At 66.7% G+C, this 24,305-nt stretch carries 20 protein-coding genes and 1 other RNA gene; 7 read left to right on the top strand and 14 right to left on the bottom strand.

The window, feature by feature from the left end; all coding sequences use genetic code 11:
* The first annotated feature begins 87 nt into the window (after positions 1-87).
* Positions 88-1,236 (top strand): anhydro-N-acetylmuramic acid kinase, encoded by a 1,149-nt coding sequence (locus tag G3N62_RS13455; protein WP_034187118.1) that lies wholly within the window; start codon positions 88-90, stop codon positions 1,234-1,236.
* A gap of 107 nt (positions 1,237-1,343) precedes the next feature.
* Here G3N62_RS13455 and erpA read toward each other — a convergent pair whose 3' ends face one another.
* The 3 genes from erpA to rplM all read right to left on the bottom strand — a co-directional run bounded on the left by erpA (position 1,344) and on the right by rplM (position 2,775).
* Entirely contained in the window at positions 1,344-1,715 is a 372-nt protein-coding gene (gene erpA, locus G3N62_RS13460) for an iron-sulfur cluster insertion protein ErpA (RefSeq protein WP_034187117.1), read from the bottom strand.
* Between the two features lie 228 nt (positions 1,716-1,943).
* The gene (gene rpsI, locus G3N62_RS13465; RefSeq protein ID WP_006476904.1) at positions 1,944-2,336 is read right to left on the bottom strand and encodes a 30S ribosomal protein S9; all 393 of its coding nucleotides are present in this window, start codon (positions 2,334-2,336) and stop codon (positions 1,944-1,946) included.
* Positions 2,337-2,346: 10 nt separating this feature from the next.
* Positions 2,347-2,775: a 50S ribosomal protein L13 gene (gene rplM / locus G3N62_RS13470; protein ID WP_009687896.1), complete on the bottom strand. Its 429-nt coding sequence runs from the start codon at positions 2,773-2,775 to the stop codon at positions 2,347-2,349.
* A 307-nt stretch (positions 2,776-3,082) separates the two neighbouring features.
* Between rplM and G3N62_RS13475 the strand changes: the two genes are divergently transcribed.
* Both G3N62_RS13475 and G3N62_RS13480 read left to right on the top strand, forming a co-directional pair.
* Positions 3,083-3,388: a DUF1090 family protein gene (locus G3N62_RS13475; RefSeq protein WP_069706505.1), complete on the top strand. Its 306-nt coding sequence runs from the start codon at positions 3,083-3,085 to the stop codon at positions 3,386-3,388.
* Between the two features lie 411 nt (positions 3,389-3,799).
* Complete coding sequence (locus tag G3N62_RS13480) at positions 3,800-4,264, top strand: OsmC family protein (RefSeq protein ID WP_175028623.1); 465 nt, start codon at positions 3,800-3,802, stop codon at positions 4,262-4,264.
* A 69-nt stretch (positions 4,265-4,333) separates the two neighbouring features.
* Here G3N62_RS13480 and rnpB read toward each other — a convergent pair.
* The 3 genes from rnpB to pyrC form a co-directional block, all read right to left on the bottom strand.
* Positions 4,334-4,745: RNase P RNA component class A (gene rnpB, locus G3N62_RS13485), an RNA gene on the bottom strand.
* A gap of 12 nt (positions 4,746-4,757) precedes the next feature.
* On the bottom strand, positions 4,758-5,636 hold the full coding sequence (locus tag G3N62_RS13490) for a DUF3025 domain-containing protein (RefSeq protein WP_124669295.1): 879 nt from the start codon (positions 5,634-5,636) through the stop codon (positions 4,758-4,760).
* A complete protein-coding gene (gene pyrC, locus G3N62_RS13495) occupies positions 5,633-6,697 on the bottom strand; it encodes a dihydroorotase (protein WP_011350953.1) in 1,065 nt (354 codons plus the stop codon). The genes G3N62_RS13490 and pyrC overlap by 4 nt, the downstream gene beginning before the upstream one ends.
* A 205-nt stretch (positions 6,698-6,902) precedes the next feature.
* Between pyrC and G3N62_RS13500 the strand changes: the two genes are divergently transcribed.
* Both G3N62_RS13500 and G3N62_RS13505 read left to right on the top strand, forming a co-directional pair.
* Positions 6,903-7,814: a class II glutamine amidotransferase gene (locus G3N62_RS13500; RefSeq protein WP_034187113.1), complete on the top strand. Its 912-nt coding sequence runs from the start codon at positions 6,903-6,905 to the stop codon at positions 7,812-7,814.
* A gap of 604 nt (positions 7,815-8,418) precedes the next feature.
* A complete protein-coding gene (locus tag G3N62_RS13505) occupies positions 8,419-13,644 on the top strand; it encodes an autotransporter outer membrane beta-barrel domain-containing protein (RefSeq protein WP_124669296.1) in 5,226 nt (1,741 codons plus the stop codon).
* An 84-nt stretch (positions 13,645-13,728) separates the two neighbouring features.
* On the opposite strand, the gene G3N62_RS13510 is transcribed toward G3N62_RS13505, so the two are convergent.
* The 6 genes from G3N62_RS13510 to G3N62_RS13535 form a co-directional block, all read right to left on the bottom strand.
* The gene (locus G3N62_RS13510) at positions 13,729-14,454 is read right to left on the bottom strand and encodes an amino acid ABC transporter ATP-binding protein (RefSeq protein ID WP_206141243.1); all 726 of its coding nucleotides are present in this window, start codon (positions 14,452-14,454) and stop codon (positions 13,729-13,731) included.
* On the bottom strand, positions 14,451-15,128 hold the full coding sequence (gltK, locus tag G3N62_RS13515) for a glutamate/aspartate ABC transporter permease GltK (protein ID WP_034186442.1): 678 nt from the start codon (positions 15,126-15,128) through the stop codon (positions 14,451-14,453). Before gltK ends, G3N62_RS13510 begins: the two co-directional genes overlap by 4 nt.
* Complete coding sequence (locus tag G3N62_RS13520) at positions 15,128-15,868, bottom strand: amino acid ABC transporter permease (RefSeq protein WP_034186441.1); 741 nt, start codon at positions 15,866-15,868, stop codon at positions 15,128-15,130. The genes gltK and G3N62_RS13520 overlap by 1 nt, the downstream gene beginning before the upstream one ends.
* A gap of 84 nt (positions 15,869-15,952) precedes the next feature.
* Positions 15,953-16,846: a glutamate/aspartate ABC transporter substrate-binding protein gene (locus G3N62_RS13525; RefSeq protein WP_034186451.1), complete on the bottom strand. Its 894-nt coding sequence runs from the start codon at positions 16,844-16,846 to the stop codon at positions 15,953-15,955.
* A 218-nt stretch (positions 16,847-17,064) separates the two neighbouring features.
* Complete coding sequence (locus G3N62_RS13530) at positions 17,065-18,351, bottom strand: Glu/Leu/Phe/Val dehydrogenase (RefSeq protein ID WP_034186440.1); 1,287 nt, start codon at positions 18,349-18,351, stop codon at positions 17,065-17,067.
* A 283-nt stretch (positions 18,352-18,634) separates the two neighbouring features.
* Positions 18,635-19,588, bottom strand: coding sequence for a LysR substrate-binding domain-containing protein (locus G3N62_RS13535; protein ID WP_049030013.1), 954 nt, complete (start codon positions 19,586-19,588; stop codon positions 18,635-18,637).
* Positions 19,589-19,884: 296 nt separating this feature from the next.
* Between G3N62_RS13535 and purB the strand changes: the two genes are divergently transcribed.
* Positions 19,885-21,273: an adenylosuccinate lyase gene (gene purB / locus G3N62_RS13540; RefSeq protein ID WP_034186437.1), complete on the top strand. Its 1,389-nt coding sequence runs from the start codon at positions 19,885-19,887 to the stop codon at positions 21,271-21,273.
* Positions 21,274-21,366: 93 nt separating this feature from the next.
* Here the strand turns inward: purB and G3N62_RS13545 are convergent, their stop codons facing one another.
* Positions 21,367-22,791: an FAD-dependent oxidoreductase gene (locus G3N62_RS13545; protein WP_124670821.1), complete on the bottom strand. Its 1,425-nt coding sequence runs from the start codon at positions 22,789-22,791 to the stop codon at positions 21,367-21,369.
* Between the two features lie 277 nt (positions 22,792-23,068).
* On the opposite strand from G3N62_RS13545, the gene G3N62_RS13550 reads away from it, so the two are divergent.
* The gene (locus tag G3N62_RS13550) at positions 23,069-23,716 is read left to right on the top strand and encodes a TetR/AcrR family transcriptional regulator C-terminal domain-containing protein (protein ID WP_124670820.1); all 648 of its coding nucleotides are present in this window, start codon (positions 23,069-23,071) and stop codon (positions 23,714-23,716) included.
* Positions 23,717-23,789: 73 nt separating this feature from the next.
* On the opposite strand, the gene G3N62_RS13555 is transcribed toward G3N62_RS13550, so the two are convergent.
* Positions 23,790-24,293, bottom strand: a complete 504-nt coding sequence (locus tag G3N62_RS13555; RefSeq protein ID WP_034186434.1) for a gluconokinase — start codon at positions 24,291-24,293, stop codon at positions 23,790-23,792.
* Positions 24,294-24,305 lie beyond the last annotated feature (12 nt).

The raw sequence follows: 24,305 nt of genomic DNA on the forward strand, positions 1-24,305 counted from the left end.
TCGCTTAACGGCGCGTCAGGTTGCGCGGATAATCGGGCGCAAGGCGCGCGGCACCGGCCCGCGCCGCACGATCCAGGAGAACCCAACGTGCCGCAACGACAGCCGCAAAATGCCCATCCGGCCGACGGCATCTACTTCGGGCTGATGTCGGGAACCAGCATGGACGGCGTCGACGGCGTCGCCGTGCGTTTCGAGGCCGGCCGCGCGCCGGTCGTGCTCGCGGAAGCGTTCGTCGGCTTCGCGCAATCGCTGCGCGACGCGTTGTTCGCGCTGCAACAACCCGGCGACGACGAAATCGACCGCGAATCGCTCGCGGCGAACGCGCTCGTCACGCGCTATGCGGTGTGCTGCCACGAATTGCAGCGCACGGCCGGACTGTCGCGCGACGAGATCCGCGCGATCGGCGTGCACGGGCAGACGGTGCGTCATCGCCCCGAGCGCGGCTATACGCGGCAGCTCAACAACCCGGCGCTGCTCGCCGAACTGACCCAGGTCGACGTGATCGCCGATTTCCGCAGCCGCGACGTGGCCGCCGGCGGCCACGGCGCGCCGCTCGCGCCGGCCTTCCATGCCACGGTGTTCGGTGCGCCCGGCGAAACGCGCGTCGTCTGCAATCTCGGCGGGATCAGCAACATCACGATCCTGCCCGGCGACGGCGGCGACGTGCGCGGCTTCGACTGCGGCCCCGCGAACGCACTGATCGACGCATGGGCGACCCGCCATCTGGGCAAGCCGTACGACGACGGCGGCAAGTTCGCCGCGCGCGGCACCGTGCACGCGCCGCTGCTCGATGCACTGCTCGACGAACCGTATTTCGCCGCGCCGCCACCGAAAAGCACCGGCCGCGACCTGTTCAATCCCGCATGGCTCGACGCGAAGCTCGCCGCGTTCGCCCAGGTCGCGCCGGAGGACGTGCAGGCAACGCTCACCGTGCTGACCGCGGTGTCGGTCGCACGCGAGGTGGCCAAACACGCGTCGGGCTGCAAGGCCGTCTTCGTCTGCGGCGGCGGCGCACGCAATCCGGTGTTGCTCGACGCGCTGCGGCACGCGCTGCGCGAGGCCGGCGTGCCGGCCACCGTCGATACGACGGCGGCGCTCGGCGTGCCGCCGCAGCAGGTCGAGGCGCTCGCGTTCGCGTGGCTTGCGTACCGCTTCACCGCGCGCCAGCCCGGCAATCTCGCGACGGTTACCGGCGCAGCCGGCAATCGCGTGCTCGGCGCGCTCTATCCGCGCTGACGCGAGACCTGCGGTGCGGCGGACGCAGCACGGCAGACGGGTATAAAAAAACGGGGCATGAAGCCCCGTTTTTCATGCCGGCGAACCGGTGCGGATCTGAAATGCGCTCAGACCGAGAACGACGAACCGCACCCGCAGGTGGTGGTCGCGTTCGGGTTCTTGATCACGAACTGGGCGCCGTTGAGATCGTCCTTGTAGTCGATCTCGGCGCCGACCAGATACTGGTAGCTCATCGAATCGATCAGGAGCTGGACGCCGTTCTTGTCCATCACGGTGTCGTCCTCGTTGACTTCCTCGTCGAACGTGAAGCCATACTGGAAGCCGGAGCAGCCGCCACCCTGCACGAACACGCGCAGCTTGAGGTCGGGGTTGCCCTCTTCGTCGATCAGTTGCTTGACCTTGTCGGCCGCCGCGTCGGTAAAGACAAACGGAAGCGGCATATCGGTCGTCGTTGCTGCGGATTCGGTAACAGCGTTCATTCGAACTCTCCAAAAAGCTTTAGCCGCTATTGTAGGGCCGATCAGAAGATCGTGCTGAAGTCCATGAAATCAATAGGTTCTTGTCGATTTCGTCAAACGTGCCCGCGCGGGCGGCCGCGGCGGCGGCCCGGGACAGGCAAAAAGCGGGCATAAAAAAACCGCCAGCGTGGAAGCTGGCGGTTTTTCCGGCGGACGCCACCCGAGGGGCGGCGAGGCCATGAAGCGGAATTAACGCTTCGAGAACTGCTTTGCGCGGCGTGCCTTGCGCAGACCGACCTTCTTACGCTCGACTTCACGCGCATCGCGCGTGACGAAGCCTGCGCTCGACAGCGACGGCTTCAGCGTCGCATCGTAGTCGATCAGTGCACGGGTGATGCCGTGGCGCACTGCGCCTGCCTGGCCCGTTTCACCGCCGCCGTTCACGTTCACCTTGATGTCGAACGTCTGGCCGTGGTTCGTGAGTTCCAGCGGTTGACGCACGATCATCAGCGACGTTTCGCGCGAGAAGTAGTCAGCGATGGGCTTGCCGTTGACGATGATGTCGCCCTTGCCAGCCTTGATGAAGACACGTGCGACTGCGCTCTTGCGGCGGCCCGTACCGTAGTTCCAGTTACCGATCATGTGGGTCCCCTTAGATCTCGAGCGCCTTCGGCTGTTGAGCCGAGTGCGGATGCGTCGCTTCTGCGTAGACCTTCAGCTTCTTGATCATCGCGTAGCCGAGCGGGCCCTTCGGCAGCATGCCCTTGACCGCCTTCTCGAGCGCGCGGCCCGGGAAGCGTTCTTGCATCTTGCCGAACGTCGTTTCATAGATACCGCCCGGGTAACCCGAGTGACGGTAGTACTTCTTGTCCAGCGTCTTGTTGCCCGTGACCTTCAACTTGCTCGCGTTGATGATGATGATGAAATCACCAGTGTCGACGTGCGGGGTGAACTCAGGCTTGTGCTTGCCGCGCAGACGGCGTGCCACTTCGCTGGCAACACGGCCGAGAACCTTATCCGTCGCGTCAATCACGTACCATTCGCGCGTCACCTCATGGGCTTTTGCGGAAAACGTCTTCATGATCGATCCAAAAAAAATGCTTTGCCCGATGTGTTCTTCCTGCTTGTCTGTGTGCGCTTCGAGGCGCGGTGCAGGCTCTCCCTGTTCTTTTTCCGTGGGCATGAAAGCGGAAAAGCCCTGAATTATAAAGGAAATACGGCGAAGCGGTCAAAGGGAATCCACGTCCCGTGTCCGCGGCGGCCGAAATGGGCCAAAATTCGGTCGTGCCCCAACCAGCCAGGCGAACCGAGCGTCTGGGGCGGCACCCGTCGACGCGCGGCACCTGACCTTGCCGCGCCCGACCGAACCCGGAAAACAACAAACAAGCATGATGAAACAAAGACTTACGCCCTTTCTCGCAGCCGCGCTGCTGGCCATCGCGGCGCCTGCCGTCGCCGCTCGCACCGGCTGCGAAGCCAAGCTCGACGCGCTCGATGCGCGCATCGCCGACGCCCGGAACGCTCATGCCGAGGATCGCGTCGCCCGCCTGCGCGCGGTGCGCGAACGCGTCCGCCACTTCTGCGCGCGCGGTCACGGCCATGCGTCAGCCGTCCATGCACCTGCGCCTGACACGCGCTCGCGCGGCGCGGCGCCCGACGCGGCATCGCCGCCTGCCGCACGGCAGCCCGCGTGACGCTGCCGGCGCGCGCAAGCCGCGCGCCGATGTTTGCACGGGACGAAAAAAAGCCCGAACGGATGGTTCGGGCTTAATCCACCTTAGGAGGAGGGTGGAGGAGACATTCGGAGGGTGCCGCAGCGCGACAACCAATGAGGCTCATTATACGAATGCGTCGCCGACTGAACAAGAAAATTTGCATGGCGAAATCCAAAACCATAATGCGAAATTCACGAGGTGACGCTCGAAAACAATGATTTTCCCTTTTAAATCAATGGCATGATTCCGACGTCCGGGAACAGGAATCTCCGTCATCTAGAGCAGAACCCCTAAAAGAAGCAGGGAAATTGCCGTCGGACGCCCTGCCCGCACGGCGCCGGCATTGCACGTCGTGCAGCGCATCAGCCGACCGTTGCGCTGCGGGCTACAATGCCGGATCGAATCCGAATCAGGCAACGCTGGAGTGCAAGCATGGAATGCAAAGTAAGCTGGATGGGCCAGGACGGCATGGCGTTTTCCGCCGAGACCGGCAGCGGGCATCTCGTCGCGATGGACGGCGCGCCCGAGGGCGGCGGCCACAACCTCGCGCCGCGTCCGATGGAAATGGTGCTGCTCGGCACCGGTGGCTGCACGGCCTATGACGTCGTGCTGATCCTGAAGAAGAGCCGCCAGGAAGTCACCGGCTGCTCGGTCACGCTGAAGGCCGAGCGCGCGAGCGAAGACCCGAAGGTGTTCACGAAGGTGCACTTCCACTTCACCGTCACCGGCCGCAACCTGAACCCGGGCACGGTCGAGCGGGCGATCAACCTGTCGCACGACAAGTACTGCTCCGCGTCGATCATGATCGCGAAGACGGCCGAACTCACGCATTCGTTCGACATCGTCGCCGCCTGAACGCACCGCGCGCACGCATGAAAAAGGGCCGGCGCTCCGCAAGGAGACGCCGGCCCTTTCGCATTCGAACGGCAAAGCAGGCCGATAAGCCGGATTCTGTGCACGCCGCGCGCCGAAGCGCGCCACGCGTGGCAGCCATTCCTCTAGGCGCGCCATTGCTGACGCGCTCAAGCTTCCTACCCGCAGGCGAGACGGGGGCCCCGTCCTGCATCCGAAGATGCACGCCTGCCTACTTGGAATTGCTCCGGGTGGAGGTTACCGTGCCGGCGGACGTCGCCGTCGCCGCGGTGCGCTCTTACCGCACCGTTTCACCCTTACCTGATCCCGGCTTGCGCCGGGCCATCGGCGGTTTGCTTTCTGTTGCCCTGTTCCGCGTGTCGCCACGGATGGCCGTTAGCCATCACCCTGCCCTGTGGAGTCCGGACTTTCCTCGCCCCCGCGCGCCCGAAGGCGGCGAGGCCGCGACTGCCTGGCCTGCTTTGCGACGCGCATTCTAGCACTGCGCGCCGCCGCCGGCAGCACGCACGCGTCGGCCGCTGCGGAATACCGCCGGATCGTCATAAAACGCGGCATCGGCATTCGCGGCGCACCAGCCCGGTACGCCGAGTACCGGCAGCGGCGCGAAATCGCGGCTCGTCAGCGCGCGCGTCGCGAGTTCGGCGGCCACCCGCGTGTCGACATGCGCGTTGCGCTGCGCGTCGGACCATGAAAAATAGTCGGCGCTCACTTCGACGATCCACGTGTGCGCGGTGCAGGACTTGTAAGGCGTCACGAGCTGTTCGAGCAGCGCATGGCCGACGAGCCGCGCTTCGCAGCGCGTGCCCCACGCGTCGCGCGCGGCGACCAGCAGCCGCGGCCAGTCGAAGCCGCGCAGCGCAGCGGCGAGCGCGCGGTCGGCCGTGACGAACAGCGCGGCGTTCTCGTCGAACAGCGTGAGCGCGTCGCGCAGCGAACCGCGCACGGGCCCGACACCGCCCGCCGCGTCGATCGCGGCGGCCTGACGCGCGTTCAGCGCGGCCTTGGTGCGCGGATACGCGAACCAGACGAGTGCATTGAAGAAGTCGTGAAGATGGTGGCGAGTCGGCACCCCGCCGGTGTCGGCGACATGGGTTTCGTATGCGATGCCGGGCGGCAGCGCGGCCTGCGGCACGAACCGCAGCGGCCTGCCGCGACCGCTGACACGCGCGCCGTCGCGCAACGCGCCATTCAGCGCATCGAGCAGCGCGGCGTCACCCGCCAATACGGCCGCCTGGACGGCGCGGCCCGGCTCCGCATAGGGTCCGAGCCACGGCGCGGACCAGTCGATCCGCGCGAAATCCGCCGCCATGCGGCCGGCCGCATGGCCGGACCCGCGCGGCGGCGCAACGGTCACGCCAGTTTCCAGCCGATCGTCTCGCCGCCGCGCAACGGCACGACCGGCGTGTCGCCCGCGAAGATCTCGCGCGGCAGTTCCCACGCCTCGCGGCGCAGCGTGACCGTCTCGGCGCTGCGCGGCAGCCCGTAGAAATCGGCGCCGAAGAAGCTCGCGAACCCTTCCAGCTTGTCGAGCGCGCCGGCCGTGTCGAACGCTTCCGCGTACAGCTCGAGCGCGTGCAGCGCCGTGTAGCAGCCGGCGCAGCCGCACGCGGTTTCCTTCGCGTCGCGCGCATGCGGCGCGCTGTCGGTGCCCAGGAAGAAACGCGGGTTGCCCGACGTCGCGGCCTCGACCAGCGCCACGCGATGCGTCTCGCGCTTCAGCACGGGCAGGCAGTAGTAATGCGGGCGAATCCCGCCGACGAACAGCGCGTTGCGGTTGTACAGCAGGTGATGCGCGGTGATCGTCGCGCCGAGCAGGCCGGGCGCCGCGTCGGCGTCGCGCACGTAGTCGGCCGCGTCCTTCGTCGTGATGTGCTCGAACACGACCTTCAGGCCCGGGAAATCGCGGCGCAGCGGCGTCATCACGCGGTCGATGAACACCTTCTCGCGGTCGAACAGGTCGATCGACGCATCGGTCACCTCGCCGTGCACGAGCAGCGGCATGCCGGTTTCCTGCATCGCCTCGAGCGTCTTCGCGCATTTGGCGAGATCGGTGACGCCGTGGTCGGAATTCGTCGTCGCGCCGGCCGGGTACAGCTTCACGCCGTGCACGAAGCCGCTTTCGCGCGCGCGGCGGATCTCGTCGGGCGGCGTGTTGTCGGTCAGGTACAGCGTCATCAGCGGTTCGAACGTCATCCCGGCGGGCAGCGCGGCGAGGATGCGCTCGCGATAGGCCTGCGCCTGCGCGGTGGTCGTCACCGGCGGTTTCAGGTTCGGCATGACGATCGCGCGGCCGAACTGGCGCGCGGTGTGCGGCAGCACGGCGGCCAGCATGTCGCCGTCTCGCAGGTGCAGGTGCCAGTCGTCGGGACGGGCGAGCGAGAGCGTCGCCGGGGAGGAAGCGTTCGAGGCAGTCATAGGAGGCGTCGTGAGGAACGTGCTTGCCGTTGGCGGGGCCGGAACACGCATGCGCGGGCCGACTGACGGCAAACCGCAACACGGGACCTTTGGCCAGCGGAATCCGCTTTTTACCGCTCAGGGCTCGGTGATATGCTTGAAGCCGCATTGTACCGGGGTTCGCCCGGTTCGTTACCCCCCGCTTCAGCCTGCCGCCCCAAGTAAAATGTGCCAACTCTTAGGAATGAACTGCGCCGCGCCGACGGACGTCACATTCTCCTTCACAGGTTTCGCGGCCCGGGGCGGGCTGACCGATCACCATGCCGACGGCTGGGGCATCGCGTTCTTCGAGGACAAGGCCTGCCGCCTGTTCATCGATCACCAGGCATCGGCCACGTCGCCGATCGCCGAAATGGTGAAGCGCTACCCGATCAAGTCCAAGAACACGATCGCGCACATCCGCAAGGCGACGCAGGGGCACATCCTGCTCGAGAACAGCCACCCGTTCATGCGCGAGCTGTGGGGCCGGCACTGGATCTTCGCGCATAACGGCGACCTGCAGGACTACGCGCCGAACATGGACGGCAGCGTCTACCACCCGGTCGGCACGACCGACAGCGAACAGGCGTTCTGCGTGCTGATGCAGGGGCTGCGCGAGGCCTTTCCCGGCGCGCAGCCGCCGCTGCCGGAGTTGTTCGAGCGCGTCGGCGAACTCACGCGCGGGATCACCGATCACGGCGTGTTCAACTTCCTGATGTCGAACGGCCAGGCGCTCTTCGCGCACTGCTCGACGCGCCTGCACTATCTGGTGCGGCGCTGGCCGTTCTCGACCGCGCATCTCGTCGACGAGGACCTGTCGATCGACTTCGCGAAATACACGACGCCCGAAGATCGCGTCGCGGTGATCGCGACGCAGCCGCTCACCGACAACGAGGTCTGGACCGCGTTCGAGCCGGGCGAGCTGATCATGTTCCAGTGCGGCGACGTCGCCGCGCGGATGCAGATCCCGGTGCCCGAGCGTGTGCTCGAGAAACTGCGCAACCCGGCGCTCGACGCATCGGCGTCCGCGCCGCGCGAGGTCCGTGAGGCACTCGCCACCGCCGCCGACGGCGACTCCGACGACGCAATCGATTTCTGAACCCGGTACGGCACGCGCCGCAACCTGCGTCCTTTCCGCTCGAGCGAACCTCGCGTCGAGGTCGACGCATCTCTTACCGGTGAAAATCGGCGCGCCTCGGCCGATGCCGTTTCACTCGGGCCGCCATTCGGCGCAATGAATCAGCACCATGAGAAATTCGCTTGATTTTATTAATTTACAAGCGAAAATAAAAAACAACCAAATCAAGAAACGGCAAATTCTTCCCATTAAATATAATCTCGGGCGCGCATTCTAGCTTATCGGTTGCCGTCAATCCGTGCGGTATCCCACCCACCCCACCGGCCATTCCTGACTTTCACCCCAGCCTCCGGGTCCATTGACCTGCATGGCTTTCGGTTCGATTAACCACACAAATCAAAAATACAACCCACTACGGTTGGCATCCCCACATTTCCCGATTTCTCGATAATCGACCGTGCTCCGAATCAGTAGACTCCGCCCATCGCTGGTGTAACGAAACACGATTGGCGCGATACGCAGCCACGGCCGCCGCACGCCCCTTTCGGATTATTTCTCCACCGCGGATTGCGAATTCGCCGAATTCCGGCGAATGCCATTTCAAAACAAGAAATAGGGGCTTGTCGTGAATCACTCATTTCGATCGATATGGAGCGAAACCGCCGGCTGCTGGGTCGCGGTGGCGGAAACGGCACGGGCGCGCGGCAAGCGCTCGGGTAGCGCATCGAGCACGAACCGCCGCGCGGTAGCGCTTGGTGCATTGCTGGCCATGCTGTCGGCCGGCGGCGCGCATGCATCGACCTGCGGCAGCGGCGCGGCCGTCGCGAGCGGCGGCGCCTGCGCGCTCGGCAGTTTCAGCCCGACCGTCAACGACAACCTGGCCGGTACCACCACCGTGTCGGGCGGCGACACCGTCGGCGTGTCGGGCGCATGGACCGGCGCCGGCGGCGACCCGGGCTACACGCTCACGCCGATCGGCAGCACGACCATCGTGTCGGGCAACCCGAACCAGCCGCTGCTGTCGCTCGGCGGCAAGACGCACAGCGTGAGCACGCCCGACTCGATCACCGGCACCCGCACGTCGGTCGCGACCTACGACTCGTCCGCGTTTTCCGCGTCGACGGCCGGCGCGACCGAAGTGCCCGTCTACCACGACGTGAACGGCGATCAGTACGTGAACACGCGCATCGGCACCGTCGCCGCCAGCGGCGGATCGCTCAACGTGTCGATCGGCAATGCGGCGAACGCGCCCGACGCAGCCGGCAACGCGATCTCAATCGCCGCGAAGGAGACCGACCTTACCTTCGCGGACGGTACGGGCTCCACGACAAGCACCGTCACCTGGAACTCGCGCAATCAGATCCGGTTCACCACCGGCGACTATCTTGCGGACGGCGGCGCCGTCGGCAGCCGCCAGCTCGACGTGCCGGCCTACGCGGGCACCTTCACCGCGTTCGACGGCAGCACGTGGAAGGTCACCGACGCCGCATCGCTTGCCGCGTACAACGACTTTCTCGTGCGCTCGGTGCAAAGCGGCGCGCTCGGCTCGCAGGCCGCCTACGACAGCGCGTTCAGCCAGGCCGTGACGTTCTCGCAGCAAAGCTTCCAATATCAGAACACCGTGTCCGCGGGCGACAAGAACACGCTGCCGATCGATTTCCTGTCGGTCATGCACGGCACGGGCGCGAATGCGACGCTGCAGATCGGCAAGGACGGCCAGATCGACTTCCGCGGCGTCAACACGATCGTCCCGAGCTCGGCCGTCCTCGCGGAGAACGGCGCGCACTTCATCAACGACGGGCGCCTGTCGGGCGACTTCACGCTGGTGCGCCTGCTGAGCGGCGCAAGCGGCGTCAACAACGGCGTGATCTCGTCCGGCTACGCGTCCGGCGACAACTTCGACACGAGCGGCAGCGCGCCGCCCGACAACTTCAACTACCACGCGTACACCGAAGGCAACGGCGTGTTCGCGAACGGTGCGGGCACCTCGTTCGTGAACAACGGCGTGATGAACGTCGGCGCGTGGACGTTCGACGGCACCCAGCCGGACCTGCAGAACTACGCGGTTGCCGTGACCGGTGGCGCGACGGCATCGAACGCCGGCACGATCAACGTCGGCGTCAACGCGACGACGCTCGACAGCCAGGTGATCGGCGGCCTCGTCGACGGCGGCAGCTTCACGAACCAGGCCGGCGGCACGATCTATCTCGGCCGCGCGGCCCAGTACGCACCCGGCGGCACGGCAAGCGACGTCGCGCTCGCCGCGCACGCATACGGCATCCTGCTCGGCGCATCGGGCACCGCGAGCAACCTCGGTACGATCGTGATCGGCTCGCAGACGCAGAACGGCGCCGCGCTCGCGAGCATCGGCTCGACGTCCGGCACGCTGACCAACGCGGGCGCGATCGTCGTCAACGGCGCTGCGCCCGGCACGCCGCTCGCCAATGTCGGCATGCTCGCGGCCGATACGGCCGCGACCGTGACCAACACCGGCACGATCACGCTGAATGGCGTGAACGGCATCGGCGTGATGGTGCTCGGCACCGGCACGCAAGCGACGGCCGCGACGTCGACCGGCACGATCGACGTGGCCGGCGGCCTCGATCCCGCGTCGGGCACGCGCAACTACGGCGTGTGGGCCGAAGGGCCGCTTGCGAAGGCCACGCTCGACGGCGCGCTCAACCTGACGGGCACCGGCGCGATCGGCGTGCACGCACGCTCGGGCGCGACGATCGACGTCGGCGCGAACGCGGTGCCGGCCTTCATGTCGGGCACGAACCAGATCGGCTTCTACGCATACGGCGCGGGCTCGAAGATCAACGTGGCCGCGCAGCACCTCGGCGTCGACACCGACGACTCGACGCTGTTCCGCGTCGCGGGCGGCGCGGCGTACACGGGCGCGTCGGCGGCCGGCGCGCTGACGACCGACATCAACGGCCAGCGTGCGCATGGCGTGCTCGCGACCGACACCGGCACGACGCTGTCGACCGGCAACGCGACCTACAACGTCAACGGCGCGAACGGCATCGCGATCGCGGTCGAGGGCGGCGCGAGCGGCACGATCGACACGGGCGCGACGATCAACCTGAACGCGGCCGGCGCGATCGCGGGCGTCGTCGACGGGCAGGCGCACGACCTCGCCGGCGCGAACGCGGGCGGCCCGGTCGCGACGACGCTGACCAACCATGCCGCCGTGACGTCGTCGACCGCCGGCGTGACGGGCTTCGTCGCGCAAAACCTCGGTACGCTCGAGAACCGCAATACGGTGCTGCTGACCGGCGCCGGCTCGACGGGCGTCGTCGTCGGCACGCAAGGCACGGTAAACAACGCGTCGACGATCCGCGTATCCAACGGCACCGGCGCGCTCGTGCAGGGTGCATCGGCGACGCTCGCCAACGCCGGCTCGATCGAAGCGGACGACGGTATCGCTGGGGTGCGCCTGACGGGCACCGGTGCATCGGTCGCGCTGTCGGGCGCCGGCACCGTGATCGCGAACGGCAGCGCCGACGGCGTGCTGATCGACTCGACCGTCACGGGCGGCGGCCTCGCGGCCGGCATGACCTCGATCACGGCTGGCGGAGCGGGCAGCGGGATCCGCAATCTCGGCGCGAACGCAACCATCGCGCTGGCCGGCACGCAGATCGCCACGACCGGCAACGGCGCCGACGGCGTCACGTCGACCGGGGCGGGCGCGCACATCGCGACCGATGCGGCGACGGTCGTCCGCACCGCCGGCGCCAACGCGCGCGGCCTTTACGTATCAGGCGCCGCTTCGACGCTCGCGGCCAACGGCACGACGATCGCGACGACCGGCGCCGGCGCGCATGCGGTCGTCATCGACAGCGGTGCGACGGCGCTGATGTCCGGCACGACAATCGCCACCTCGGGCAGCGTAGCCGACGGCATCGTCGCGCAGAACGGCGGGCGCATCGCCGACACGGGTTCGTCGATCGACAGCGCAGCCGGCAACGGCGCCACCGCGAACAGCGGCGGCTTGCTCGCGTTGACCGGCACGACGCTCAAGGGCACCGCGGCCGGCGTGCTGACGTCGGACACGCTCGCGAACGGCGCGACGAGTTCGGTCCTGGTCGACGGCGGCAGCGTGACGTCCGTCGCCGGGCCGGCCTTCGCCGCGCGCGGCGGCACGGCGGACATCGCGGTACGCAACGGCACGGTCGTGACGGCCGGCAACGGCACGCTGCTGAACCTTGCGAACGGCAGCAACGTGACGTTCAACGCATCGGCCGTGAACCTCGCGGGCGACATCGTCTCCGACGCATCGAGCACCGGCAACGTGTTCCTCGTGAACGGCACGACGCTGACCGGCAAGATCGATCCGGTCGCGCTGACGGTCGACGGCTCGAGCACGTGGCGCATGACGGGCAGCTCGGTCCTGAGCAACCTGAACAACGAGGGCCTCGTCGCGTTCGCCGCCCCCGTCGGTTCGCCGACGCTCACGGGCAGCTACAAGACGCTGACGACCGGCAGCTACCTCGGCAGCGGCGGCACGATCGCGCTCAATACGTATCTCGGCGCCGATGCGTCGCCGACCGACCGGCTGATCGTGAACGGCGGCGCCGCGAGCGGCATGACCGGCCTGAAGATCGCGAACACGGCCGGCACCGGCGCACAGACGACCGGCGACGGGATTCCGGTGGTCGTCACGGCCAACGGCGGCACGACCACCGCGTCGGCCTTCCATCTCGCCGGGCCCGTCCAGGCCGGCGCGTACGAATACCGGCTCTATCGCGGCGGTCAAAGCGACGCGAACGGCTGGTACCTTCGCTCGCAGCTCGACCAGACCGACCCCGGCGACCCGATCCACCCGTCCGGCGGCGGCGACGGCGGCAACAACGGGAACGGCAACGGCGGCACGCTCGCGTACCGCCCGGGCGTCGCCGGCTACGCGCTCACGCCGCTCTTGAACGCCGACTACGGCTTCTCCACGCTCGGCAAGCTGCACGAGCGCGTCGGCGACATCTACAACGTCGAGAAGCAGCAGCCGGGCAACCGCGACGGCGTATGGGGGCGCATCGGCGGCCAGAGCCTCGATGCGAACGCGGGCCGCTTCGCGGCCGACGAGCGCACGTTCTTCGCGCAGTTCGGCAAGGACTGGACGCTCGACCAGGCGCCGAACGGCGCGGGCAGCACGCATGCGGGCGTGACCGCCAGCATCGGCGTGTCGAACGCGAGTTTCAGCGACATGGCGCGCGCCGACGCGCAGGACCTGTCGACCTCGACGGGCTCGGTCGAGATGCACGCGCAGAGCGTCGGTGGCTACTGGACGCGCTATCTGCCGGACGGCACCTACTTCGACAGCGTCGGGCAGGTCACGCACTACGGCAACCGCTATCGCGACAGCTACGGCAACGAGGCGTCGCAGAACGGTTTCGGTATTGCGCTGTCGCAGGAAGTCGGCAAGCCGTTCGCGATCGGCGGCACGCCGATCGCGATCGAACCGCAGGCGCAGCTGATGTACCAGTACCTGAAGCTGAACGGGTTCAACGACAACGTGTCGGCCGTATCGGGCACGACGACGAACGCGCTGCGCGGCCGCGTCGGCGTGCGCATCTTCCGGCCGAACCTCCAGTCGGATGCGGGCGGCGGCGCCGCGACGCCGTACTTCACGGCCGACGTGCTGCACGACTTCCTGTCGCCGGGCCAGACCGTCGTCGGCGGCACGCCGTTCGCGACGCACCTCGGCCGCACCTGGTACGAGCTCGGGGTCGGCGTGAGCGCGAGCTTCGGCAAGTCGGGCGAGCTCTACGCGAACGCGAAAATCGCGCGCAACATCGGCGGCGATTACCGGCGCGGCATCGTCGGGCAGGTCGGCTACCGCTACAGTTGGTAACGCACGCGACCGGCGGCCGAAAAAAAACCGCCCGGCTCGATGCCGGGCGGTTTTCGCATGGACGCGCGCGAAACGCGCGAACGCTCAGTGCAGGATCTTCGCGAGGAAGTCCTTCGCGCGTTCCGATTTCGGATTCGAGAAGAAATCGTCCTTGCGGTCGTCCTCGACGATCGCGCCCTTGTCCATGAAGATCACGCGATGCGCGACCTTCTTCGCGAAGCCCATCTCGTGCGTGACGACCATCATCGTCATCCCTTCCTGCGCGAGTTCGACCATCACGTCGAGCACTTCGTTGATCATCTCGGGATCGAGCGCGGACGTCGGTTCGTCGAACAGCATCGCGATCGGGTCCATCGACAGCGCGCGCGCGATCGCGACACGCTGCTGCTGGCCGCCCGACAGCTGCCCCGGGAACTTGTGCGCATGCGCCTTCAGGCCGACGCGCTCGAGCAGCTTCACGCCCTTCTCGGTCGCTTCGTTCTTGCCGCGGCCGAGCACCTTGGCCTGCGCGAGCGTCAGGTTCTCGGTGATCGACAGATGCGGGAACAGCTCGAAATGCTGGAACACCATCCCGACCTTCGAACGCAGCTTCGACAGGTTCGTCTTCCTGTCGCCGACCGACTGGCCGTTCACGAGGATCTCGCCCTGCTGAAACGGCTCGAGGCCGTTGACGGTCTTGATCAGCGTCGACTTGCCCGAACCCGACGGGCCGCACACCACGACCACTTCGCCTTTCTTGACCTCGGTCGTGCAGTCGGTGAGGACCTGAAACTGGCCGTACCACTTCGAAACGTTCTTGATGGAAATCATCTTGTGACCTTTTTCTGGAGACCCTTGACGAGAGCAGACGCCAACGAGCAAATCACGAAATAACATGCGCCGGCGAACAGGACCATCTCAACGGTCGTGCCGTCGCGATCGCCGATGTTGGCCGCCGTGCGGAAGAAGTCCGCGAGACTGATCACGTACACGAGCGACGTATCCTGGAACAGGACGATCGCCTGCGTGAGCAGCAGCGGCACCATCGCGCGGAACGCCTGCGGCAGGATCACGAGGCGCATCGCCTGCGCGTAGTTCATGCCGAGCGCGAACGCGGCATTCACCTGCCCGCGCGGCACCGCCTGGATGCCGGCGCGGATGATCTCGGAATAATACGCGGCTTCGAACAGCGAGAACGCGACCATGGCCGACGCGAGGCGGATGTCGATCGTCGGCGACAGCCCGAGCACGCCCTGCAGCAGCTGCGGCACGATCAGGAAGAACCACAGCAGCACCATCACGAGCGGGATCGAGCGGAACACCGTCACGTAGCCCTGCGCGAACCACGCGAGCGGCTTGACGCCCGACAGCCGCATCAGCGCCAGCAGCGTGCCCCAGACGATCCCGACCACGATCGCGATCAGCGTGATCTGGAACGTGACGACGGCCCCCGTCCACAGCGTCGGCAGCGCGCCGGGAATACTACTCCAGTCGAACTGATGCATCACTTGCCTCCGATATAGCCGGGCAGCCGCGTGCGGCCTTCGATCCAGCGCATGAACGCCATCACGACGAGGTTGATGATCACGTACGCGAGCGTGACGGCGATGAACGACTCGTACGTCTGCGCGGTGTAGTCGACGAGCTGGCGCGCCTGCGCGGACAGGTCGAGCAGGCCGATCGTCGACGCGACGGCGGAGTTCTTGAAGATGTTCAGGAATTCCGACGTGAGCGGCGGCACGATGATCCGGTACGCAACGGGCAGCAGCACGTAGCGATACGTCTGCCATTGCGTGAAGCCCATCGCGAGACCGGCCGCGCGCTGGCCCTTCGGCAGCGCGTTGATCCCCGAGCGCACCTGTTCGCACACGCGCGCGCCGGTGAACAGGCCCAGACAAACGATCGACGCGGTAAAGAACTGCGTGGTCGGCGGCAACTGCTTGATCCAGGTACCGATCGACGCGGGCAGCAGCTCGGGTATCACGAGATACCAGACGAAGAACTGCACGATCAGCGGAATGTTCCGGAAGATCGACACGTACACGGTGCCGATCGCGGACAGCCATTTGTTCGGCGCGGTGCGCAGCACGCCGAACAGCGACCCGACGATCAGCGCGATGACCCAGGCGACGAGCGACACTTCGATCGTCACCCAGAAGCCGGACATCAGCCATCCGAAATAAGTCGTCGGCTCGCCGGTCGACACGGGGCTCAGGAAGATGCCCCAGTTCCAGTGGTAAGACATGGGCAAGACTCCAGCAAAAAGAGACGGAAGAAGCGTGGCCTCTTCCGTCTCATTAGCGTCATTTCTGCATCAACGGCCGTGCGGTCAGTCGAGTGCCTTGTCGTTCGGGTTCGCGTACAGCTTCTTCATCGAATCGGACAACGGGAAGTTCAGGTTCAGCCCCTTCGGCGGGATCGGATTCTCGAACCACTTCGCGTAGATCTTCGCGGCTTCGCCCGACTTCTCGACTTGTGAGATCGCGTCGTCGACGACCTTCTTGAAGTCGGCGTCGCCCTTGCGCATCATGCAGCCGTAGGCTTCTTCCGATTGCGGCGTGCCGACGATCACCCACTCGCCCGGCTGCTTCGCCTTCGCGCGCTCGCCCGCGAGCAACGCGTCATCCATCATGAACGCGACCGCGCGGCCCGATTCCAGCGTGTTGAAGGAATCGCCATGATCCTTCGCGCTGATGATGTTCATGCCCAGCTGCTTGTCGTTGTTCATCTTGCGCAGCAGGCGCTCCGACGTCGTGCCGGCGGTCGTCACGACCGTCTTGCCCTTCAGGTCGGCGAAATCCTTGACGCCCGAATCCTTCTTCGTCATCAGGCGCGTGCCGATCACGAAGATCGTGTCGGAGAACGCAGCCTGCTGCTGGCGCTCGGTGTTGTTGGTCGTCGAGCCGCACTCGATGTCGACCGTGCCGTTCTGCACGAGCGGAATGCGGTTCTGCGACGTGACGGGGATGTTCTTCACCTGCAGGTTCGGCAGGTTCAGCTTCTTCTTCACCGCGTCCACGATCTTCATCTGGAATTCGCGCGAATAGCCGACCACCTGCTGGTTCTGGTCGTAATAGGAGAACGGAATCGACGATTCGCGGTGGCCCAGCGCGATCACGCCCGTGTCCTTGATCTTCTTCAGCGTGCCCGTCTCCTGAGCATGCGCGCCGCTTGCGAACGCGCAAAGCGCCGCGACCATCAGGACTGCCTTGTGGTATTTCATTTTGGTCATCTCCTTGGCTAAAACCCGCGCCAGTGTATCAAAGTAATATTTTTGAAAGTACTGGTTGTTTACCGCACTACGAATCGCCCTGCACGAAGCCTTCCTCCCGGCTCCTGGCGCCCGAATGCGCGCGCGGGCGAGGCCGGATCCGGCATCGCCCGCGAGGGTTCATTTCCGCAATCGGGGGGATTGCGTCATGAATGGATCATAGTCAACGATCAGGGGTAGAGGCCACGCATTTCGCGCGCCATCAGGATGCGCTTGCACGCGACGATGAACGCCGCCGTACGCACCGTCACCTTGTGCTCTTCCGCGACCGCCCACACGCCGGCGAACGCTTCGCGCATCACGCGCTCGAGGCGGTGGTTGATCTCGTCTTCCGTCCAGAAGAAGCTCGAGAAATCCTGCACCCATTCGAAGTACGAGACGGTCACGCCACCGGCGTTCGCGATCACGTCGGGGATCACGAGCACGCCGTTCGCGCTCAGGATGTCGTCCGCCGCCGTCGTCGTCGGGCCGTTCGCGCCTTCGACGATGATCTTCGTGCGGATCTTCGCCGCGTTCTTCTCGGTGATCTGGTTTTCCAGCGCCGCCGGGATCAGGATGTCGGTCTCGACCGTCCAGAACTCGTCGTTCGGCATCGGCTCGGCGCCTTCGAAGCCCGCGACGCCGCCCGTGCGTGCGACGTGGTCGAGCAGCTTGTTCGAATCGAGGCCGGCAGGCTGGTAGATCGTGCCCGTGTGATCCTGCACCGCGATCACCTTCGAGCCGGCTTCCTGGAACAGCTTCGCCGCGATGCCGCCGACGTTGCCGAAGCCCTGCACCGCGATGCGCGCGCCTTCGATTTCCAGCCCCTTCTTCTTCGCCGCTTCCGAGCCGACGACGAACACGCCGCGGCCCGTCGCTTCCTTGCGACCGAGCGAACCGCCGAGCGCGATCGGCTTGCCGGTCACGACGCCGGTCGACGTCTGGCCCTGGTTCATCGAGTACGTGTCCATCATCCACGCCATCACCTGTTCGTTGGTGTTGACGTCCGGCGCCGGAATGTCGGTGTTCGGCCCGATGATGATGCCGATTTCGCTGGTGTAGCGGCGCGTCACGCGCTCGAGCTCACCCCGCGACAGCTTGCGCGGGTCCACGCGGATGCCGCCCTTCGCACCGCCGTACGGCACGTTCACGGCCGCGTTCTTCACCGACATCCATGCGGACAGCGCCATCACTTCCGACAGCGTCACGTCCTGGTGGTAGCGCACGCCGCCCTTGCCCGGGCCGCGCGACACGTTGTGCTGCACGCGATAGCCTTCGAAGTGCGCGACGGTGCCGTTATCGAGCTCGATGGGGCAATCGACGATCAGGATGCGCTTCGGACGCTTCAGCGTTTCGAGCCAGCGCGACAGCGAACCGAGGTACGGCGCGACGCGATCGACCTGCTGAAGGTAGTTGCCCCACGGGCCGAGATCGTCGGCGTGCAGGTAGGACGGGATGGACTGCTGTTGCGAAGACATGGAAGCTCCAACGTTCAACGGATTGCGCACATTGTCGAAAAACCCGTTTTTTTTATCCAATGCCGTTTGCTTATTCGATTATGCGTTTCTTGCATGATCGCGATTTTTCGCAAATCCGCGGTCGATTTGCGCAAGAACGCCCGCGATCGGCCGTGCATCGCGCCGGCGAAAAAATCGGCTGGCATGCGCGCGGGCCGGCCGCCGGACAGCCGCCCGACAGGCACCGCAAGGCCGCCGTCAGCCGGCCGCGACCGACCGGCGGCGGTCGATTAACCGCCGGCGGTTAATTCGGGGTGTCGCGCAGCTCGTCGCGCACGACCTCCCACAGCGCGCGCACGAGTTTCTGGCGCGGATCGTCGCCCTGCAGCGCGAGCTTGTCGCAGTACAGCCGGATCTCCATCGTCAGCGTGAACGGATGCGCGCCGCCGCGCGCCGACCGGTCGAGCCGGATCAGCCGGCCGCCCGCGACCGAATCCTCGACCGCGCTGTGCGGCAGGAACGCGACGCCGTGGCCCGCGAGCGCCATCGCCTTCAGCCCTTCGGCCATGTCGGTCTCGTAGACGCGGTCGAGGAACAGCCGGGTCGGCGCGTTCGCGATGATGACCTCGGTCATCCGGCCGAGATACGCGTTCGGCGTATACGACAGGTACGGCACGCGCGCGTCGGCCGCGCCCGGCAGCGTATGGCGCGGCCGGCCGGCGCGGCCGGGTGCCGAGAACGGGCTGATCGGCTCGCTGCCGAGGACCAGCATGTCGTAGCGCGCCGGGTCGAGCGCGACCGGATGGCTCGGGTGGTGGTAGCCCATCACGAGATCGCAGCCGCCCTCGACGAGCGACAGCACCGCGTCGTGCACGTTCAGCGCGCGCAGCCGCGTGTGGACCTGGCCCATCTTCGCCTCGATCCGCTGCAGCCAGCGCGGAAAATACGTGAGCGACAGCGTGTGCGGCACCGCGAACTCGATCGTCGGCACCGGCGCGCCGACGTGGCCGCGCAGCAGCGTGCGCGCCTCGTGCGCCTGCGACAGCATCGTCAGCGCCTGCTCGTAGAAGATCTGCCCGGCCTGCGTGAGCCGCGTCGGATAAACCGAACGATCGATCAGTTCGGTCGCGAGCCACGCCTCCAGCGCCTGGATCCGCCGCGAGAACGCCGGCTGCGACACGTGCCGCAGTTCGGCGGACCGGCTAAAGCTGCGCGTTTCCGCGAGCGAAACGAAGTCTTCGAGCCATTTCAGTTCCATGCAGGCGGGGCGCGGCGGGCGGCGGTCGGGAAGAAGCCTGCATTCTACCGGCGGGCAGCCCCGGTCGGCGGCGGCGGCGCGGACACGCGCAAGCGGCCCTTTCTGGCGCCGGCCCGCCGTCACGCGCCCGCCGTCCCGCACTGGTCGCCCGCACTGGTCGCCCGCACTGGTCGCCCGCGCCGGTGCCCCGCGCCGGTAGTGGCCGGACCGGTTCGGCCGGGATCGCCCCGCGCCAATGGTAAAATGCCGGATTCTCCTTCCCCCTCGCTCGACCCGGCCCCAAGGCCCGCCCGATCATGTCCGACACTCGTCCCGATACGCTTTTCGCCCTCACCGCGCTCTCGCCCATCGACGGCCGCTACGCCAGCAAGACCGAAGCGCTGCGCGACTGGCTCTCCGAAGCCGCCTTCATGCGCCACCGCGTCACCGTCGAGGTGCACTGGCTGATCGCGCTGTCGCGCGCCGGCTTCGCGGAAATCCCGCGCTTCTCCGATGCGTCCGAGCAGTTCCTGCTGCAGCTCGCCGAGCGCTTCACCGCGCACGACGCCGCCCGCATCAAGGAAATCGAGCGCGTGACGAACCACGACGTGAAGGCCGTCGAATACTGGCTGAAGGAATCGGTGAAGGGCCAGGCCGAACTCGAGCAGGCCAGCGAATTCATCCACTTCGCGTGCACGTCCGAGGACATCAACAACACGTCGCACGGCATGATGCTCGCCGGCGCGCGCGAACACGTGATCCTGCCGGCGCTGCGCACGGTCTACCAGCGCCTCGTCGCCCTCGCGCACGCGCACGCCGAGCAGCCGATGCTGTCGCGCACGCACGGCCAGCCGGCCAGCCCGACGACGCTCGGCAAGGAACTCGCGAACGTCGCCGCGCGTCTCGCCCGTGCGATCACCCGCATCGAGAAGGTCGAGATCCTCGGCAAGATGAACGGCGCGGTCGGCAACTTCAACGCGCACCTGTCCGCGTATCCGGCATTCGACTGGGAAGCGTTCTCGCGCGACGTGATCGAGAACCGCCTGAAGCTCACGTTCAACCCGTATACGATCCAGATCGAGCCGCACGACTACATGGCCGAGCTGTTCGACGCCGTCGCGCGCGCGAACACGATCCTGCTCGACCTCGACCGCGACGTGTGGGGCTACATCTCGGTCGGCTACTTCAAGCAGAAGACGAAGGCCGGCGAGATCGGCTCGTCGACGATGCCGCACAAGGTCAACCCGATCGACTTCGAGAACTCGGAAGGCAACCTCGGCCTCGCGAACGCGACGCTGCGCCACCTCGCCGACAAGCTGCCGGTGTCGCGCTGGCAGCGCGACCTGACCGACTCGACGGTGCTGCGCAACATGGGCGTCGCGCTCGGCTACTCGCTGCTCGCGTACGACTCGCTGATCCGCGGCCTCGACAAGCTCGAGGTGAACCCGCAGCGCCTGAACGAAGATCTCGACAACTGCTGGGAAGTGCTGGCCGAGCCGGTGCAGACGGTAATGCGCCGCTACGGCATCGAGAACCCGTACGAGCAGCTGAAGGAACTGACGCGCGGCAAGGGCATCACGCGCGAGGCGCTGCAGGAATTCGTCGGCACGCTCGCGATCCCGCAGGACGCGAAGGATCTGCTGCTTGCGATGACGCCCGCGTCATACATCGGCAAGGCCGTCGAACTCGCGAAGCGGATCGCGTAAGCACCGCCGTCCCCGGACGAAAAAAAGCCCGATGCGAGCGATTCGCATCGGGCTTTTTCATTGACGGCGCGCGGCAGCCTGAACACCGGACCATCAGAACGAGATCATCCGCCCCGGGTTCAGCGCGCTCATCACGCTCATCGCGGCCTTCGCGGCGGGAATCGCGATCGGCGACAACTGCCGGCCGAGCGGAATCGCGCGGTGATCGATGCCCGTGAGCATCGAGAAATCGTCGTTGCGGCCGACGAAATCGTCGCAGATCGCCTTGCCGATCCGCACCGTCTGCGCGACGCCGTGGCCGCTCCAGCCCTGCACCATGTACATCGGCACGCGGGCGTCGGTCTTGCGGCTGTCGGTGGCGCCGTTCAGCGTGAAGTCGCTGACGCCGCTCCAGCAGTAGTCGAGCGCGATGCGGCCGTCGGTCTGCGGAAACACCGTGTTCAGCCGCGTCAGCAGATACGCGTTGACGTCGGGCTGCGCCCAGCAGGTGCCGGTGCCCTGCCCGCCGAACAGCAGGCGGTTGCCGCGCACCGGCCGGTAGTAGTCGATCTGGAACTGCGTGTCGTACACGGGCATGCCGGCCGGCATCAGCGTCGCGACATCGACGTCGAGCGGCGCCGTCACGCTCACGTAGGTAAAGAACGGCACCGTGGTTGCCGCGCCGTCGTCCAGCAGCCGGAACGTCGTGTTGTGCAGCGCGAGCACGACGCCCTTGCGCGCGGTGATCGTGCCGCCCGGCGTCGTCGCGACGACGCCCGCGGGCGTCTCGTCGAGTTCGAGCACCTCGGTGCCCTCGAACAGCGCGCCGCCGTTCAGCCGGAAGCCGTGCACGAGGCCGCGCACCAGCGCGAGCGGATGGATCTGGCCGCCGATCGCATCGATCGCCGCGCCGTGATACAGCCCCGAGCGCACGTATTCGTCGTGCAGCTGATGGCGGCCGACGAGCGTCACGCCCGCGTCGCCGAGATGGCGGCGCGCATCCGCGCCGTCGAGCAGCGCGCTCATGTGGCCCGGGTGAACGGCCGCCGTGATGTGGCCGCGCTTGCGGTCGAGGTCGAGCGCATAGCGCGCGCCGATCGCATCGATCAGGTCCATCGACTCGGCCGACGCGAAGCGCCACAGCCGCTTCGCGTCGTCGTGCGACAGGTGGTCGATCATGTCGGCCGCCTCCCAGCGCGCGAGGCCGGGCGTCAGCTGGCCGCCGTTGCGGCCGGACGCGGCCGAACCGACGTGGTGCTTGTCGACGAGGATCGTGTCGACGCCCGCTTCCGCGAGATGCAGCGCGGCCGATGCGCCGAGCAGCCCCGCGCCGATCACGAGCACGTCGCACACCACATCGTGCGCGAGCGGCGTTCCGTTCGCATGACGCGACAGCGACGCCTCATACCAGTTGGCCGGGCGCTCGCCGTCGTAGCGAGCCGGGTCGCACCAGTTCCAGTTGTCTTTTTCGATGTTCAGTTGCGTTTGCTCGAAACGCGATTCGCCCTGGATCAGGGGTCGTTGGTGGTTGGACGTCATGATTGCACTTGCATGGTCTTGGGCCGCCTGTCGAATAGCCTTCTGGCTTCGCGGGTGGGGCAGCCGGTTCCACATGGGTGTCAACGAGAAGAGGGGGCGCGATGGCCCGTGTTGACGGCGGGCACGCTCGTGCCGCCTGGATCCCGGACTGTGCGAAAGCACGTCTTGAAAGGTGCCGGGACACCCAATTTCTACACCGCAGAAATAATTCTACAGTGTAGAATAAGCTTTCGTCAAGTTTACGGCCGGTCCCGCACCGGCGTGCCCGCCCGCCTCGATGAAGGACAAACCCGCCCAAGGCCCGCGCGGCCTCGACAAGGACGCGATCGTCGCGGCCGCCCTCGCGCTGCTCGAAGACGTCGGAGAAGCCGCATTCAGCGTGCGCAAGCTCGCGCAGTCGGTCGGCTGCGACCCGATGAGCGTGCTGTATCACTTCAAGTCGAAGGAAGGCCTGAACCGCGCGATCGCGAACGCGCTGTCGCGCTCGCTCGTGCCGGTCGACCCGTCGCTGCCGTGGCGCGAGCGGCTGCGCGACCTCGCGCGCCAGTACCGCGCGCTCGCGCTGCGCTACCCTGCCGCGTTCGCGCTGCTGCAGCGGCACATGAGCACGGGGCCGGCCGACCTCGCACACATCGAGGCCGTGCATCGCGCGCTGACCGACGCCGGCATCCCGGGCGCGGCGCTGCCGGCGGTGTGTGTCGGCTGGTACGCGAGCGTGATCGGGCTCGCTGCCGCCGAAGCCGGCGGCCTCACGCGTGCGGCCAACGACGTCGAACTCGCGGAGATGAACGCGCTGTCCGACGCCGAGCATCCGCTCGTCAGGTCGGCCGCCCCGCTCTATGCGCAGCTGGACCCGGCCGTCGTGCACGACACGATGCTCGACGTGCTGCTCGACGGCATCGCGCGGCGCGCGCACGCGGCCTGACCGGCCGGCTTCGCGCCAACGCAAAAGGCGCCCCGAAGGGCGCCTTTTGCGTGACGATTGCCGCGAACCGCGCTCAATGCTGCTGCGCGGTACCGATCTTCAGCATGACCTGATCGACGATCCGTTCGGGCGTCAGCTCGATGCTGACCTCGATCGCTTCGTCCGGGCCCGGCTCCTCGAGCGTATCGAGCTGGCTCTTCAGCAGCGACGGATCGAAGAAATGGCCGGTGCGGCTCTTCAGGCGCTCCTGCAACACCTCGAACGACCCCTTCAGATACACGAACCGCACATCGGTGTCGGTGCCGCGCAGCACGTCGCGGTACGACCGCTTCAGCGACGAGCACGTGAACACGGCCGTTTCGCCGGCACGCTGCTTTTCCTCGATGGCCGCGCGGATCGTGCGCAGCCACGGCCAGCGGTCGTCGTCGGTCAGCGGAATGCCGTTGTGCATCTTTTCCTTATTCGCCGCGCTGTGAAACGCGTCGCCGTCGGTATAGCTGCACGACAGGCGTTCCGCCAGCATTTCGCCGATCAGCGACTTGCCTGCGCCCGATACGCCCATTGCGATCAGAATCATTGACTACCCCTT

The organism is Burkholderia sp. Tr-20355 (assembly GCF_017104685.1).
GTDB classification, from domain to species: Bacteria; Pseudomonadota; Gammaproteobacteria; order Burkholderiales; family Burkholderiaceae; genus Burkholderia; species Burkholderia seminalis.